11 protein-coding genes and 1 pseudogene are annotated in these 14,542 nt (G+C 68.7%); 6 read left to right on the top strand and 6 right to left on the bottom strand.

Annotated elements, in window-relative coordinates; genetic code table 11:
• Positions 1 to 367: 367 nt before the first annotated feature.
• Genes MLE18_RS13560 through cooS form a run of 3 tightly spaced genes read right to left on the bottom strand, consistent with a single transcriptional unit; the run spans position 368 to position 3,772 of the window.
• Positions 368 to 1,099, bottom strand: a complete 732-nt coding sequence (locus tag MLE18_RS13560) for a Crp/Fnr family transcriptional regulator (RefSeq protein WP_243439337.1) — start codon at positions 1,097 to 1,099, stop codon at positions 368 to 370.
• 16 nt (positions 1,100 to 1,115) lie between these two features.
• Positions 1,116 to 1,874, bottom strand: a complete 759-nt coding sequence (locus MLE18_RS13555) for an ATP-binding protein (RefSeq protein WP_243439336.1) — start codon at positions 1,872 to 1,874, stop codon at positions 1,116 to 1,118.
• 8 nt (positions 1,875 to 1,882) lie between these two features.
• Positions 1,883 to 3,772 (bottom strand): anaerobic carbon-monoxide dehydrogenase catalytic subunit, encoded by a 1,890-nt coding sequence (gene cooS, locus MLE18_RS13550; protein ID WP_243439335.1) that lies wholly within the window; start codon positions 3,770 to 3,772, stop codon positions 1,883 to 1,885.
• Positions 3,773 to 4,254: 482 nt separating this feature from the next.
• Here cooS and MLE18_RS13545 point away from each other — a divergent pair, with 482 nt between their 5' ends.
• From MLE18_RS13545 to MLE18_RS13530, 4 genes are read left to right on the top strand one after another with little or no spacing between them, the layout of a single operon-like run.
• On the top strand, positions 4,255 to 5,379 hold the full coding sequence (locus MLE18_RS13545; RefSeq protein WP_243439334.1) for an Hpt domain-containing protein: 1,125 nt from the start codon (positions 4,255 to 4,257) through the stop codon (positions 5,377 to 5,379).
• On the top strand, positions 5,376 to 7,370 hold the full coding sequence (locus MLE18_RS13540) for a chemotaxis protein CheA (RefSeq protein ID WP_243439333.1): 1,995 nt from the start codon (positions 5,376 to 5,378) through the stop codon (positions 7,368 to 7,370). Before MLE18_RS13545 ends, MLE18_RS13540 begins: the two co-directional genes overlap by 4 nt.
• A gap of 21 nt (positions 7,371 to 7,391) precedes the next feature.
• A complete protein-coding gene (locus MLE18_RS13535) occupies positions 7,392 to 9,758 on the top strand; it encodes a CHASE domain-containing protein (protein WP_243439332.1) in 2,367 nt (788 codons plus the stop codon).
• Positions 9,755 to 10,966 (top strand): response regulator, encoded by a 1,212-nt coding sequence (locus MLE18_RS13530; protein WP_243439331.1) that lies wholly within the window; start codon positions 9,755 to 9,757, stop codon positions 10,964 to 10,966. The genes MLE18_RS13535 and MLE18_RS13530 overlap by 4 nt, the downstream gene beginning before the upstream one ends.
• A 99-nt stretch (positions 10,967 to 11,065) precedes the next feature.
• Here MLE18_RS13530 and proB read toward each other — a convergent pair whose 3' ends face one another.
• Positions 11,066 to 12,208: a glutamate 5-kinase gene (proB, locus tag MLE18_RS13525; RefSeq protein WP_243439330.1), complete on the bottom strand. Its 1,143-nt coding sequence runs from the start codon at positions 12,206 to 12,208 to the stop codon at positions 11,066 to 11,068.
• A gap of 6 nt (positions 12,209 to 12,214) precedes the next feature.
• Entirely contained in the window at positions 12,215 to 12,436 is a 222-nt protein-coding gene (locus MLE18_RS13520) for a hypothetical protein (protein ID WP_243439329.1), read from the bottom strand.
• A gap of 242 nt (positions 12,437 to 12,678) precedes the next feature.
• On the opposite strand from MLE18_RS13520, the pseudogene MLE18_RS18205 reads away from it, so the two are divergent.
• Positions 12,679 to 12,783, top strand: a pseudogene (locus MLE18_RS18205) (dual CXXC motif small (seleno)protein); the annotation flags it as partial.
• Positions 12,784 to 12,796: 13 nt separating this feature from the next.
• Here the strand turns inward: MLE18_RS18205 and MLE18_RS13515 are convergent.
• Positions 12,797 to 13,285: a C40 family peptidase gene (locus MLE18_RS13515; RefSeq protein ID WP_243439328.1), complete on the bottom strand. Its 489-nt coding sequence runs from the start codon at positions 13,283 to 13,285 to the stop codon at positions 12,797 to 12,799.
• A gap of 137 nt (positions 13,286 to 13,422) precedes the next feature.
• On the opposite strand from MLE18_RS13515, the gene MLE18_RS13510 reads away from it, so the two are divergent.
• On the top strand, positions 13,423 to 14,337 hold the full coding sequence (locus tag MLE18_RS13510) for a lytic murein transglycosylase (protein WP_243439327.1): 915 nt from the start codon (positions 13,423 to 13,425) through the stop codon (positions 14,335 to 14,337).
• Positions 14,338 to 14,542: the final 205 nt, after the last annotated feature.

Raw genomic sequence — 14,542 nt, 5'->3', positions numbered from 1 at the left:
CCGGCTCGCGGTGTCAACGACTTATTTCGTTGACGCTCAATCTTCAGTTTTCAATCCCGCCGCAGCACTCGGCTCCGTCGGGCGAGGCGGCAACCTATTGGCTTCCGGCCCCCGCGTCAACAACTTTCTGCGAAGTTTTTGACACGTCCCTCAGCGGCCCGGGGTCTCCCCCTTCCCGCAGCGGGCCGAACTTCCTACCGAAGCCCGGTCGCCGTGTCAACCGCCAATCGCGTCCCGTTGTCAATTTTCTCAACCCGCCCCGGCGACCATCCCGCTGCACATTGCGTTATATTCCAAACGCTTGCTTGCGCAGCTGTCGGCCCTTTCGTCAGGCGGAAGGGCGTTCTAGGGACTCCCGGCCCAAAGGTCAACCCTTATTTTCGGAATCGCAGGAATTTTCCATCACTGGCCGCTTCCGCCGCTGCTTCCTGGTGCGCTTGGGGTCGTCCCAGGCACCCGGCACATGGTGCAACCGCTCGGGATCAGGCACAAAAAGGCCGGCCTTGCCGCGAAGCTCCACCACACCCTCGCGCGAGAGGCTGTTGAGCAGCGAGGAGAGCGTCTGGCGCGTGGTGCCGAGAACACCGGCCAACTGTTCGGTGGTGAGCTGCAGGTCGAGCAGCACGCCGCCCCCGGGCTGGGGCTCGCCGCGCGCGGCCTCCACGGAGAGCAGCTCCAGCAGCCGCCTGCCCACCTTCTTGAAGGCCAGGCTGTCGATGATGGTGATGGAGCGCCCCAGCAGCGCGCCCAGCACCCGGATCATGGTGGTGTACAGCCCGGGGAAGGCCTCCATCCGGCTGCGGAACACCTCGGCAGGGGCCACGAGGATCTCCGCATCCTCGATGGCCTGCACGAAAGCCCGGGTGTGCGTGCTGTATATGTCGCCCGGGCCGAGCACGGCCAGGCAGAACTCCTTGTCCTCGTAGGCCAGGTACACGCGCACCCGCCCCGTGCGGACCACGAACACGAGGTTCTCTTCGGACAGGGGATCGAACAGCACGGCCTTGCGCTTGTACCTGCGCGGGCGCAGCTCCTTGCGCAGCGCCTGGTAGCCGGGCTTCTCCAGCTCCTCCAGGAGCGACACGGACGTTACCTTCATGCTCCCCCCAACGGAATCAGGTGAACAGGGCGGCCTCCACGGCGAGGCAGGCGGCGTCGACGGCCGCCCGCTCCGGCAGCCCAAGCACGGAGCCGTCCCAGAGCTGGCGCGCGGCGAGCCCTTCCAGCGGCGGCAGGCACGCCGCCAGGGGAGGCAAACACTCCAGCGGGGGCAGCTGCGGCGCGGCGGAACAGCGGTTGAGCACCAGGGCCTGCCGCGCGAGCCCCAGCTCCCGGGCCATTCTGGCCGCTTCAGCCGCCGTGCGCAAGGAGCGCAGGCTTGGTTCGCTGACCACAACCAGGCCGTCCACATCGGCGACGGTGCCGCGACCCAGATGCTCCACCCCGGCCTCCAGGTCCACCAGGACCACCTCCCCCCGCCCCGAGATCATGGAGGCCAGCACGGCCTTGAGCAGCGCGTTGGCCGCGCAGGCGCAGCCCCCGCCGCCAGCGTCCACCCCGCCCATGACCAGCAGCCTGCGGCGGCCCTGGCCGGGCGCTCGGGGCAGCTCCACGCTGAGCCCCTCCGGCAGGTCGTCCACGAAGGGCGTCAGGGACATGATGCCCGAGCCGATGCGCTCCCGCACGATGTCCTCACGCGCGGCCAGGGGCGCCGGCACGGCCTCCGGGGGCAGCCCGCAGGCCGCCCCCAGAGAGAGGGACGTGTCGGCGTCCACCAGCCAGACGTCCAGCCCCCGGCGGGAGAGATGGTCCCCCATCCAGGCGCAGAGCGAGGTCTTTCCGACCCCGCCCTTTCCGGCGAATGCGAGCTTCATCCCGCCCCCTACGCGCTCAGGCCCAGGCCGGTGCGCCTGGCCGCGATGATGGCGTCCAGGGCTTTCGCCGCCTTGATCGGGTCCGGCTCCACCAGGAAGCTCGCGCCCACCAGAGCGTTCAGGCCGGAGGTGGCCAGCTCCGTGACCATCGGGCTCCCCAGGATGTTGGGCGGCAGGCCCAGGTGCGTCGGGATGCCGCTGGCCACGGCGTAGAGCCCGATGGCGGCGGCCTTTTCGGAGTACCACTCGGGCGCGCTGGCCACCACGGGCAGCTTGTCAATGTCCACGCCCAGGGCGTCGGCCAGCCGGGCGGCCAGTTGCAGGATGCGGGAGTTGTCCACGCAGCTGCCCACGTGCAGCACCGGCGGGATGCCAAGCGCCCTGCAGACGCCCGCCAGCCCTTCGCCAGCCTGGGACGCCGCCTCCGGCACCATGAGCCCGGCCTTGCCCATGGCCACCGTGGCGCAGCCCGTGACCACCACCAGCACGTTGCGCTTGATGAGCTCCTTGGCCACGTTCACGAGCACGTAGTCGTGCTTGAGCTTGGGGTTGTTGCAGCCCACGATGCCTACCAGGCCGCGCACGGCCCCGGATCTCACGGCCTCCAGCAGAGGGTCCAGGCTGCCGCCCAGCAGTTCCAGGATGGCCTCGTTGGAGAAGCCGGTCATCAGTGAGACCTGCTCCCCGGGAATCTGCACCCGGGCCGGGTCGCGCCGGGCGAAGGCCTCCACGGCCTGCCCGACCACCTCCATGGCTTTCTCCCTGGAGTTCTGCGGGGTGAAGCGCACGTGCTGCCCGCCGGGGAATTTGGCCTTGTCCGAGGTGGAGACGAAGCGCGTGTGGTAACAGGAGGCGATGGCCGTCAGGCTGGGCATGATGCACTGGTAATCCGCCACGACCATCTCCACCGCGCCGGTGACCAGGGCCAGCTCGGTCATCAGGTGGTTGCCCGCCATGGGCACGCCCTGGCGCATGAGCAGCTCGTTGCCGGTGCAGCACAGGCCCGCCACGTTGATGCCCGCGGCCCCCAGGGCGCGGGCCTTGGCGAGCATCTCCGGGCTGCGGGCCGCCGCCAGGATCATCTCGGAGACGATGGGGCTGTGCCCATGCACCAGGATGTTCACCTGGTCCTTGCGCAGCACACCCAGGTTGACGCTGGAGGTCGCGGGTTTGGGCGTGCCGAAGAGAATGTCGGACACCTCCGTGCCGATCATGGAGCCGCCCCAGCCGTCGGCCAGGGCGGTGCGCATGCTGTGCATGCAGATGGAGGCGGGGTCGCAGTCCACGCCCATGTGGGTGCGGTGGAGCATCTCCACCGGTTCGCGGTCGATGCCGCGCGGGGTGAGCTCCAGGCGGTCCCACAGTTCGCGCCGGGCCTTGGGCGCGCGCTTGATGAAGCTCAGCGCCGGGCGGCGGAAGCCGTAATCGCTATAGAGAGCGTCCGCCAACAGCTTGGCCATGCCCTGGGGGTCGAGATCCGCCGGGTCCAGCCCCAGCTCGCGGCAGATGCGCTCCAGCTTGGCGGCGTCGCGCACCTTATAGTCCGGAGCGTGGCCCGCGCCCACCTCGGCCAGGACCTCCAGCAGGTCGCGCCCGTGGTCGGAGTGGGAGGCGGCCCCGGCGGCGATGAAACGGCCGAAGTTACGGGCCACGGTGAGGTCGGCGTCCGCGCCGCAGACGCCGTTCTTTTTCTTGGCCCCGTCGGCCACAATGCGGCAGGGGCCCATCACGCATTTCTGGCAGCTCAGGCCCTGCTCGCAAAGCACGCAGTGACTCTTCTGCTTCTCCAGGCGGTCCCAGACGGTTTCCAAGCCCTCGGCGGCGGCCTTTTCCAGCATTGCGCGCGCGTCGTCCCACAGGGAGAGTTCCTCCAAGGGCCTCGCGGGTTGTTTAGCCATGTGTTTACTCCTCAATGCGCTTTACGGGTTCCGCCGCAGGGCTCTGCGACCATGCCCCCATACCCGCGCGCTCCGAACCAGGGCTGTCGGGGTGCCGACACCTGGCCGGATTTTCATTCCAGCACTCTAACGGAGTGCATATTATTTATTGATATCGACAAGATAACACCGCAATGCGTACCGGAACACAGCTCCGGGAGGCGGCCCCCATACATAAGGCACCTTCCCGGCTTGTACAGGCGAGGTGCCCACCCTGCCCGCAGTTGCGCCCCGAAGCGTTGATGGCGTGCCGCACAACCTTCTTTCGGCCGGGCCACGCCCCGAGGACGCTGTTGTCCTTTTATGGGGGGAGGTGTAGATTCAACGCCCGGATGCCCCTGTGAATCCAGAGCCCTACGGTCTGATTCCGGCGCTCACGGGCGGCGGGAGCGCCACAGCGCGCACCCGGACACACTCTGCATGGAACGCGCGTGAGGAACGCCATGGATCTACCGGACGACGACATCACGGGCCGCTTCATCCAGGAGGCCCGGGAGCATCTTGCCGCCATCGAGGCCAGGCTCCCGTCCGCCGGTCAGCCTGGGACGGCTGCCGGAGAAGAGTTTTTCGGCCCGATGATCCGCGCCGTCCACTCCATCAAGGCTGGCGCGGGGATCGCGGGCCTGAGGCACGTCCGGGACCTGGCGCGCATGCTGGAGATTCTGCTGCGCATGATCCTCGGCCGGCAGCTTGCGCCCGGCGAGGCCGTCCCGGCCATGCTCGGCGGGGCCGGTCAACTCCGCACCCTGCTGGGCCAGGGCGGGGATGGCGAGGGCGCGGATGGCGAGGCCGGCGACGTTTCCGCCACCCTTGACGCGCTCTCCGCCCTGGCCATCAGCCGTTTTCCCAAGGAGAGCCAGGCCAGGCTGGAGGCCTGGGTCGAGATTCCCCTGCCCGGCGGCTCCTGTTTCAGCCTGCCCCTGCTGGGCATCGAGCAGGCCCTGCAGGGCGGCAAGTTCCTCTACCTGGTGGAGTACGACCTCACCCGCGACGTGCAGGCCCGGGGCAAAAGCCCCCTGGACGTGATCGCGGCCATGGAATCAAGCGGCATCATCCTGGACTGCCGCGAGGTCCGGGAGCCACAGCAGGACCCGGACAGCCCCCCGCCCGGCCGCATCCCCTTCTTTCTGCTCTACGCCACCGTCGTGGAGCCTGACGTGGTGAGCTACCTGTTCGCGCTGGACTCCTCCCGCATCACCCAGATCGGCCCCGAATCCCTGGCCGCACCAACGCCAGACGCCCCGGCCGCCTTCGCCGCATTCCCGGTGGAGCCCGCCGCCTCCGCCGAGGAGTTGGCCGCCCTGCGCGGCGAGGTCCTGGCGGCCCTGAATGCGAAGGTTCCGCTGATCCTGGAATTGGGCCAGGGGGGCGCCCTGGCCACGGCAGTGGTCCAGTTCCTGTGCGCCGCGCACCGCGGCGCCCTGGCCCGGGGGCTCGATTTCGCCCTGCGCGGGGCGGACGCCCCGGCCCACCAGGCCCGCCTGAAGCTGCTGGGCTTCCCTGCCGCGCCCGCGCCCTTCTGTCCTGCTGGGGCCTGCCCGTTGTGCGGGGATGGGTGCCCCGCGTGACCGCCCAGCCCTCCGCCAACGAACTCTTCCAGGAAGAGGCGCGCGAACTGCTCCAAGAGCTGGACGCCGCCCTGCTGGACCTGGACCCGGCCAGCGGCGAGGCCGTCAACCGGGTGTTCCGGGCCCTGCATTCGCTCAAGGGCGCCTGCGACATGTTCGGGCTTGAGGCCGCCGTGTGCCTGCTCCACGCCGTGGAATCCCTGTGGGACAGGGTCCGCATGGGCCAGATCCCAGCCTCCGGCCCCCTGCTGGACCAGACGTTCGCCGTGAAGGACCGGCTGGAGCCCGTGGCCCTGGCCGGAACCGACATCGACCCGGACCACGGGCTGCTGGAGGCCATCGTCGGCTTCGAGCCCGGCCGCCCCGCAGACCAGCCCGCGCCCGAGTCCCCGGAGCAGGCCCTTCGGTCCGAGCCCGCCGGTGAAACGCGCGGCTACCGCATCCAGTTGGCTCCCTCCGACCCGGAGCACCTTCGGCACTCCGAGCCCGCGCTGCTTCTGGAGGAGTTGGAAGCCCTCGGCTCCCTGAGAGTGCAAGCCGACGTCTCCGCCGTGCCGCCCCTTGAGGACCTGGACCCGAGCCGCTGCCACCTGCGCTGGGAAGCCACCCTCGAGACGGACCAGGGCCCGGACGCCGTGAAGGACGTGTTTCTGTTCCTGAACAACGCCTCGGACGCGCGCGTGGAGGAGCTCCAGGCCCGACGGCCCGATGCTCCCGCTCCGGTTGATCGGGAGGTGGCCGTAAGCCCCGCGGAGCAGGCTCCGCAGGCCGCTCCAAAGGCGTCGGCCGCCGAGCCCCCCAAGGCGCCCGCGGCCCGACCCAAGGAGCCCGCCCAGAGCCTGCGCGTGGAGGCCGCCAAGCTGGACAACCTGGTGAACCTGGTGGGCGAGCTGGTCATCGCCCAGGCACGGCTGACGCAGCTGGCGGCCGGGCAGACCGACTCCGCGCTCACCGGCGTGGCGGAAGAGATCGAGCGCCTGGTCGGCGAGCTGCGCGACAACACCCTGGGCATCCGCATGCTGCCCATCGGCACCACCTTCAGCCGCTTCCGCAGGCTGGTGCGCGACCTTTCCGCCGAGTTGGGCAAGGAGATCGACCTGGAGGCCGAGGGCGGCGAGACCGAACTGGACAAGACCGTCATCGAGCAGTTGGGCGACCCCCTGGTACACCTGCTGCGCAACTCCATCGACCACGGCATCGAACCCGCCGGGGAGCGCCTGGCGGCGGGCAAGCCCGCGCGCGGTCGCATCCGGCTCTGCGCCCGGCAGGCCGGGGGCACGGTGTTCATCCGCATCGAGGACGACGGCCGGGGCCTCAACGTGGAGCGCATCCGCCAGAAGGCCCAGGAGAGGGGCCTCGTCCCGCCCGACGCCCGCCTGAGCGACCAGGAGTGCTTCCAGCTCATCTTCGCCCCGGGCTTCTCCACGGCGCAACAGGTCACCAGCGTGTCGGGGCGGGGCGTGGGCATGGACGTGGTCAAGCGGGCCATAGAATCCCTGCGCGGCAAGCTCGACATCGACAGCCCGCCCGGCAAGGGCACCGCCATCACCATCCAGCTGCCCCTGACCCTGGCCATCATCGACGGCCTGCAGGTGCGGGCGGGAGGGGAGTTCTACATCATCCCCCTGGCCCTGGTGGAGGAGTGCGTGGAGCTGGCCGCCGAACCGCAAGCCCGGGGCAGGACCATCAGCCTGCGCGGCGAGACGGTGCCCTACGTGCGCCTGCGCGAGACGTTCAGGCTTCCCGGCGGCCCCCCGGCCGTGGAGCAGGTCGTTGTCACCAGGCACGAACACGGGCGCACCGGCATCGCGGTGGACGACGTGGTGGGCCAGCAGCAGACCGTGATCAAGAACCTGGGACGCTACCTGGGGCACGTGCCGGGCATCTCGGGGGCCACCATCAACGGCGACGGCTCCATCGCCTTGATTCTGGACGTGGGCCAGCTGATCCACGGGGTGCAGAGGGACTTCGAACAATCCTGGGGAGGCTGACCCCCCGGCCCTGGAGGCGCCATGCCGCAGCCTGACACCTGCCCCCCGGTGGACGTTTCGAACTTTCGGGCCGGGCACGCTGCCTCGTCCCTGATTCTGGCCTTGGCCATCGTGCTGGCGGGCGCGGCCTCGGCGCTGATCCTGCGATCCCTCGAGGAGCAGCGCGCCCAGTTGGAGTTCACCCAGCTCGCCGACAACGTGGCCTACTCCTTCCAGCGCGAGCTGGACACTTACTCCGAGCTGGTGCGCACCATTGAAGGCTTCTTCAACGCCACGGAGAACGTCACCCGGCCCATGTTCTCGGCCTTCTGCCTGGGCGCGGCCACGGGCCTGCACAGCATCCAGGCCATGGACTTCGTGCCCCGCGTGCCCCATGCCCAGCGCGCCGCATTCGAGGAGCGCATCCGCGCCGAGGGCCTGCCGGATTTCGCCATCACGGAGCGCTCGCCAGAGGGGGCGGTGATCCCCGCCGGAGTTCGCGACTTCTACTATCCTGTGACCTACGTGGAGCCGCAGGAACCCAACCGGGCGGCCTTGGGTTTCGACCTCGGCTCCTCCCGGGTCCGCGCGGAGGCGTTATTCAGAGCCCTGCGCACAGGCCAGACCACCACCAGCGGGCGGGTGCCCCTGGCCATCGACAAGGCCAACACCAACGGGGTGCTGGTGTTCATTCCCATATTCACCCGCAACGCCCCGCAGGACACCCCCGAACAGCGCGAGGCCGCCCTGAAGGGCTTCGCCGTGGGCGTATACCGCACAGCCGACCTGATGCTGCCCACCCTGGCTCATTTCCCCCTGGCGGGAGTGCATGTGACTCTTCTGGACGCCACCCGCACCGAACAGCCCGAGGAGATATTCTCTCAAGGAGGAGCCGTGCCGCCCTGCCGCGACACTGCCGCCTTCAACCTCGCCTGCCTGGAAAAGACCCTGCCCATCGCCATGCCCGGCCGGGAATGGCGGCTGCGGCTGCACGCCGGGCCCCAATACCTGGCGGCCTACGCCACCCTGCGGCCCTGGTACGCCCTGGGGGCCTCCGTGGCCATCGCCCTGCTCTGGCTCTATACTGCCTCCAGGAACCGCAAGCTGTTGACCCTGGCCCAGGCCCACGCCGAGGAGCGCGCCGCCACGGCCCTGCTCCTTGGCCAGCAGCTGGACAAGGCCGCCCAGGCCGAACAGCAGACCCGCGAAAACGAGGAGCGCCTGCGGGTTATCCTCTCCGGCATCAGGGCCGCCACCTTCACCTTGAGCCCGGACGGGTTCGCCATCCTGCACATGAACGAGGTGGCCGAGGAGTTGTTCGACATCCGCCATGCGGACTGGATCGGCCGCAACTACCGCGACCTGCTGGGCCGCAACCTGCGCACCCTGGACGACTCCGGCCCGATGAATCCCGGCGGACAGGACCGGCCCACGATGGCCAGCGGGGAATTCGTGCTGCAGCGCCCGGACGGCCGCCTGATCCCCGTGGCCCGCACCATCCTCTCCACCACGGTGGGCGCCAGGCGCTACATTTTCGAGGTGCTCTTCGACATCAGCGAGAAAAAGGCCCTGGAGCGCCGCCTGGGCCTGGCCCAGAAGCTCGAATCCATCGGCCAGCTGGCCTCGGGCATCGCCCACGAGATCAACACGCCCATCCAGTATATCGGCGGCAACCTGGGCTTTCTGCAGGACGCCTGCGCCAGCATCTCCGCAGTGCTGGAGCGCTACAGGGCCTGCGCCGGGGCCTTGGCCGCCCTGGCCCCCCAGAGCCAGGAGCTGTCCGCCCTGCGCTCGGAAATGGAGAAGTACCAGTTCGACGACCTCCTGGCCGAGCTTCCCGGCTCCATCGCGGACTCCATCTCCGGGGTGGAGCGGGTGGCGGCGATCGTGGGCGCCATGAAGCGCTTCTCCCACCCGGACGCCGGAGGCGGCCGGTTTGTGGACGTGAACAAGGCCATCGAGTCCACCCTGACCATCACCCGCAATGAATGGAAGTACACCGCCGAAATGCGCGCCGAGCTCGCGCCGGACCTTCCGCTGGTGTTCTGCTCGCCAGGCGACTTCAACCAGGTGATCCTCAACATCGTGGTCAACGCGGCCCACGCCGTGGCCGAGAAGCAACAGGGCCGCCAGGACAAGGGGCTCATCACCGTGCGCACCGAGTCCGAGCCGGGCTACGTGCACATCAGCATCGCCGATTCGGGGGTGGGCATCCCGCCGGAGAACATGCAGCGCATCTTCGACCCGTTCTTCACCACCAAGGAGGTGGGCAAGGGCACCGGGCAGGGCCTGGCCATCGTGCACGCCGTGGTGGAAAGGCACGGCGGCTCCCTCTGCGTGGACTCCACCCTGGGCCAGGGCACCACCTTCCACATCCGGTTCCCGCAGGGGCAGGAGGGCGAGGAATGAAGAGAAACATCATCTTCGTTGATGACGACCCGCAGCTGCTCAAGTCTTTGAGCAGGATGCTCTGGTCCTACAGGGGCAGATGGGAGATGAGCTTCGTTGAATCCGGCGCCCAGGCCCTGGAAGCGCTCGACCGGCAGCGATTCGACGTCGTGGTGGCGGACATGCGAATGCCCGGCATGGACGGGCAACAGCTTCTCTCCCATGTGCGCACGCAATATCCCTGGATCCTGCGCGTGATCCTCTCCGGCGACTCCGACCGCGAATCCATCATGCGGGCCGTGCCCGTCTCGCACCAGTTCCTGACCAAGCCGGTCACGGCGGAGCTGCTGGCCGGCGTGATCGAACGCGGGTGCGGCCTGCGGGACATGGTTCTCTCGCAGGAGATACGCACGATCATCGGCGGCATCGACACCCTCCCGGCGCTGCCCGAAGTCTACCACCGCCTTCTGGAAGAGCTGGACAAGGACTCCACCGGGACGGAAGCCCTGGCCTCGATCATCGGCAAGGACATTGCCCTCAGCGCCGACGTGCTCAAGCTGGTGAACTCGTCGTTCTTCTCGCCGAGAATGCACGTGAGCAGCGTGGCGCAGGCCGTCACGCTGCTGGGCACCGAGACCATCAAGGGCCTTGTGCTGGGCGTGCAGCTCTTCAAAACCTTCGACACGACAAAATTCCCGAATTTCCGGTTCGACACACTCTGGGGGCACTGCCTGCAGACCGCACGCCTGGCCCGGCTCATCGCCGAACTGGAGGACCAGTCCCCCGCCATCCAGGACGACTGCTTCATCGCGGGCCTGCTGCACGACCTGGGTAAGTTCGTGCTGGCCCAGTACCTGCCCCTGCGATACGGGCGCACCGTGGCCCTCTCCAGGGAAGACAACGCCTCCATCTGCGAGGCGGAGCAGCGCTGCCTCTCCACCACCCACGCCCAGGCGGGAGCATACCTGCTTGGCCTGTGGGGCATCGCCGACAACGTCATCGAGGCCGTGGCCTTCCATCACGAGCCCGCGCGGTGCTGCGCGCCGGGCTTCGGGCCGCTCACTGCCGTGCACGCGGCCAACGCCATACAGCATGACCTGGTGCGCCTGAGCCCCAATTTCGCCGAACATCCCATGGACATGGATTACATCGCCGGTCACGGCCTGGCAGAACGAATCCCCTTCTGGCGGGAGCGCTGCCGCGAAGCCCTGGAGCAGGCCGGGGAGTAGCGCCCTGGCCGCGCCCGCATGCCCGGCAGGGGCCAAGCCAAATAAAAAAGGGGAGTGGACCTGCCACACCCCTTGAAGGACATGCAAAACAGGCGGCAGTTACAGCGCCGCGTCCAGCACCATGTTGTCGCGGTGCACGGCCTCCTGGTAGGGGGCCTGGCCCAGCACCTGCTCGATCTTGCCGGATTTGAGCCCCATGATCTTCTTGAGCTCCTCGCTGTCGTAGTTCACCAGGCCCACGCCCACGGTCTGGCCCTGGAAGTCCAGGATGCGCACGGAGGAGCCCTTCTCGAACTCGCCCTCCACGCGCACGATGCCCGCGGGCAGCAGGCTCTTGCCGCCCTGGCGCAGGGCCTGGGCCGCGCCCTGGTCGATCCACAGGCTGCCGCGCGGATCAGAGGTGTAGGCCAGCCAGTACTTGCGCTTGGAGATGGGCCGCGCCTCGGCCGGGATCCAGGTGCCCAGGTCCTCCCCGGCGAACACGCGGCTCAGGCGGTCGGGTTCGCGGCCGGAGACGATGAGCGTGGGCACGCCCAGCTGGGCCACGCGCTTGGCCGCCAGCAGCTTGGAGTGCATGCCCCCGGTGCCGCTCACGGTCTTGCCTTTGCACATGGTGTCGAGGTCGAGCGAGCCGATGCCGTCCAGGCAGGTGTGGCAGACAGCTCCCGGGTTTTCGGCCGGGTTCTGCGAGAACACGCCCTTGGCCGAGGTCAGGTTGACGAACAGGTCGGCTTCCACGACTCCCACCAGCAGGGAGGAGAGGCAGTCGTTGTCGCCGTAGACCAGCTCCTGCACGGCCACGGTGTCGTTCTCGTTGACCACCGGGATGCAGCGCCAGCCCCAGAGGGTGCGCAGGGTGTTTCGCACGTTGAGGTAGCGCTCCCTGCCCTCCAGGTCGTCGCGGGTGAGCAGCAGCTGCGCGGAGACGATGCCGTACACGCCGAAAGCCTCGTCGTAGGCGTGCATCAGGCGGCTCTGGCCCACGGCCGAGGCGGCCTGCCTGTCGGGCAGCTCGTCCAGGGCGGCCTGGCGGATCACGCCGCGCCCGGCGGCCACCGCGCCGCTGGTCACCAGCAGGATGTCCTTGCCCTGGCGGTGCAGCTCGGCCATGTCCTTGGCCAGGCTCTGCACCACGCTCATGTCCACTCCCATGCCGGTGGTGAGCACGGCGCTCCCGACCTTGACCACAACGCGCCTGGCCTTTTTCAAGGCCTCCATCTTGCTGTTTTTCCAGTCGTTCATTGCTTCCTACGATCCGATATCCATGAGCTTGCCCACGTTGACTTCAGGGGGGCGGCGCAGCTTCGGCGAAGGCCGCAGGCCCAGGGCCGCCTGCCGCTCGGGGAAGGTTCCCATGCGGCTGCCCCGGGTCATGGCTTCGTCCTGCAGGATGAGGTTGTGCACCTTGTCCAGCAGGGGCAGCCTGGAATCTTCGCTCGGCGGGCTGGTGAAGCCCCACTCCTGCTGCATGGCGCAGCCCCCTTTCGACGCGGCCCTTTGGGCTTGCCCGCGCCACGGGGACTCTAGCCTTTTTCCCGGCAATTGACTACCTACTCCTCGCCAGGCGCGAAGGCCCAGACAAGCGGCCCCGCCGGGCGGAGGCCTCACGCATGGGTTTCTTCTTTTCCGGCTCCCGCGCCCCCAAGCTGCCCGTCTGCCCCTCCTGCGGCGGCAGGCTCACGCCCTGCAAGCTCTGAACGCAGGCAGCCGTTCGCTGCAGGTCCTGCGGCAAAGCCTATCCCCTGACGGACTTCAAGGACATGATCGACGACGACTGGGAGGAGTTCTACGCCCGCTTCCCCATGGACAGGCTGTGATCGTGCGACGGGGCTATCTCTGGTCCGGCAGGATGCGGCGCGCCCCGATGTAGGTGCGCATCCAGTAGCGCTCGTAGAGGCTCTCCTCCCGCACCTTGGCCCCGGGGGTGGGGCTGTGGATGAAGAGCCCCCGGCCCGTGTACACGCCGACGTGCAGGCCCCAGCGCTTGCGCGTGACGTTGAAGAAGAGCAGGTCGCCCGGCTGCAGGTTCTCGCGCTCCACGGGGCGTCCCACCCGGAGCTGGTCCTCTGTGCGCCTGGGCAGGGAATAACCGTGGACGCCGTAGCACCACTGCACCAGCCCGGAGCAGTCGAAGCCCATTCGCGGGTTGTCCCCGCCGCTTCTGTAGGGCACGCCGATCTGCTGGCGCACGGTCTCCGTCACGGGGGCCTTGGGGCGGGGGGGCTTGTCCGGCACCACGGGGACCACCTCGCCGCACCCGGCCAGGGCCAGCAGCAGCAGCAGCGAAAGAGGCGACCACGCGCGACGTCCCGGCTTCATGGCCGCTGGTATAGTGCCGCGAGCCCCGCCCCGCAAGGGACAACCCGCGCCGGGCATGACCAAATTGCAATGCGCCGCCCGGCTTTTCCGTCCACGCGCCGATGGACAGCCGCCCCGGCCTGGGACATAATCACCTCATGAGCATCCGCTGCGCCACCCGGGCGCTTCTGCTTGGTCTGTGCTTCCTTGCCGCCCCGCATCTGGCTGCGGCGCAGCAGGCCGTCTGGCTGCCCCTGGAGGAAAGGCTGGCCCGCGAGGGCATCCCCCGCGCCGGGCTGGACGCCTGGTTCGCCTCCCCGGAGATGGTCTTCGACCCCTCGATCATGGCCCACAAGGTGGACCGCATGGTCCGCAAACAGTTCGAGCCCCAGCCGCCCCCAAGCAAAAAGAACCTGCAGCAGAGCAGCTACGGCTACTACCTGCGGCCCTGGGTCCTGGCCTGGGCCAACGACTACGCCGTGGCCAACCAGGCCTCGCTCGACAAGGCCGAGGCACGCTACGGCGTCCCGCGCGACATCATCATCGCCCTGCTTCTGGTGGAGACCAAACTGGGGACATACCTCGGCAAGGACAAGGCCCTCCAGGTGCTGGCCAGCATGGCCGCCAGCAACTCCCTGGAAGCCATACGCCCCTACCTCAAAACGGTGGGCGCCAGCCAGGAGCGCGCCGAATACGCCAACGCCAGCGCCAGGGACAGGGCTGAGTGGGCCTACCAGGAGCTCAAGGCGCTCATCCTGCACACCCAGGCCACGGGCGTGAACCCGCTGGACGTGCCCGGCTCCATCTACGGGGCCATCGGCATCTGCCAGTTCATGCCCACCAACGTCCTGAAATTCGGCGTGGACGGCGACGGCGACGGCAAGGTGGACCTCTTCCGCCCGCAGGACGCCATCCCCAGCGTGGCCAACTACCTGGTGGGCCACGGCTGGAAGCCCGGCCTGGGATACGACGCCCAGCGCACGGTCATCTACGCCTACAACCACTCCGACCTCTACTCCCTTGCCGTGATGACCGTGGCCGAGAAGCTGCGCCAGAGCAGGCAGGGGGGCTAGCGACACCACCCCGCCGGGGACGGGTGGGGAAAGCCGAGAAAGACCGGACACGTTGGGGAAGGACGGGGAAGGCCCTGGACGTTCGCCACGGCTCAGACGCAGTGAGCCGCGGCGGGTCCGGTCGGGGCCCCTCCAGGGCCGAACTGGTCGATGTTCTTCAAATACAGCGGGCAGTACGGCCCTGGAGGGGCCTCGACCGGAGCCT

Origin of the sequence: Fundidesulfovibrio soli (assembly GCF_022808695.1) — a bacterium.
GTDB lineage: Bacteria > Desulfobacterota > Desulfovibrionia > Desulfovibrionales > Desulfovibrionaceae > Fundidesulfovibrio > Fundidesulfovibrio soli.
Note: the sequence above shows the minus strand (reverse complement) of the source record. Positions and strands in the feature narration are given on the sequence as shown.

What these genes read in the sequence shown, in the direction of transcription:
- MLE18_RS13560 (WP_243439337.1), bottom strand. Translation starts at nt 1,099, where the DNA reads ATGAAGGTAACGTCCGTGTCGCTCCTGGAGGAGCTGGAGAAGCCCGGC.
- MLE18_RS13555 (WP_243439336.1), bottom strand. Translation starts at nt 1,874, where the DNA reads ATGAAGCTCGCATTCGCCGGAAAGGGCGGGGTCGGAAAGACCTCGCTC.
- cooS (WP_243439335.1), bottom strand. Translation starts at nt 3,772, where the DNA reads ATGGCTAAACAACCCGCGAGGCCCTTGGAGGAACTCTCCCTGTGGGAC.
- MLE18_RS13545 (WP_243439334.1), top strand. Translation starts at nt 4,255, where the DNA reads ATGGATCTACCGGACGACGACATCACGGGCCGCTTCATCCAGGAGGCC.
- MLE18_RS13535 (WP_243439332.1), top strand. Translation starts at nt 7,392, where the DNA reads ATGCCGCAGCCTGACACCTGCCCCCCGGTGGACGTTTCGAACTTTCGG.
- MLE18_RS13530 (WP_243439331.1), top strand. Translation starts at nt 9,755, where the DNA reads ATGAAGAGAAACATCATCTTCGTTGATGACGACCCGCAGCTGCTCAAG.
- proB (WP_243439330.1), bottom strand. Translation starts at nt 12,208, where the DNA reads ATGAACGACTGGAAAAACAGCAAGATGGAGGCCTTGAAAAAGGCCAGG.
- MLE18_RS13520 (WP_243439329.1), bottom strand. Translation starts at nt 12,436, where the DNA reads ATGCAGCAGGAGTGGGGCTTCACCAGCCCGCCGAGCGAAGATTCCAGG.
- MLE18_RS13515 (WP_243439328.1), bottom strand. Translation starts at nt 13,285, where the DNA reads ATGAAGCCGGGACGTCGCGCGTGGTCGCCTCTTTCGCTGCTGCTGCTG.
- MLE18_RS13510 (WP_243439327.1), top strand. Translation starts at nt 13,423, where the DNA reads ATGAGCATCCGCTGCGCCACCCGGGCGCTTCTGCTTGGTCTGTGCTTC.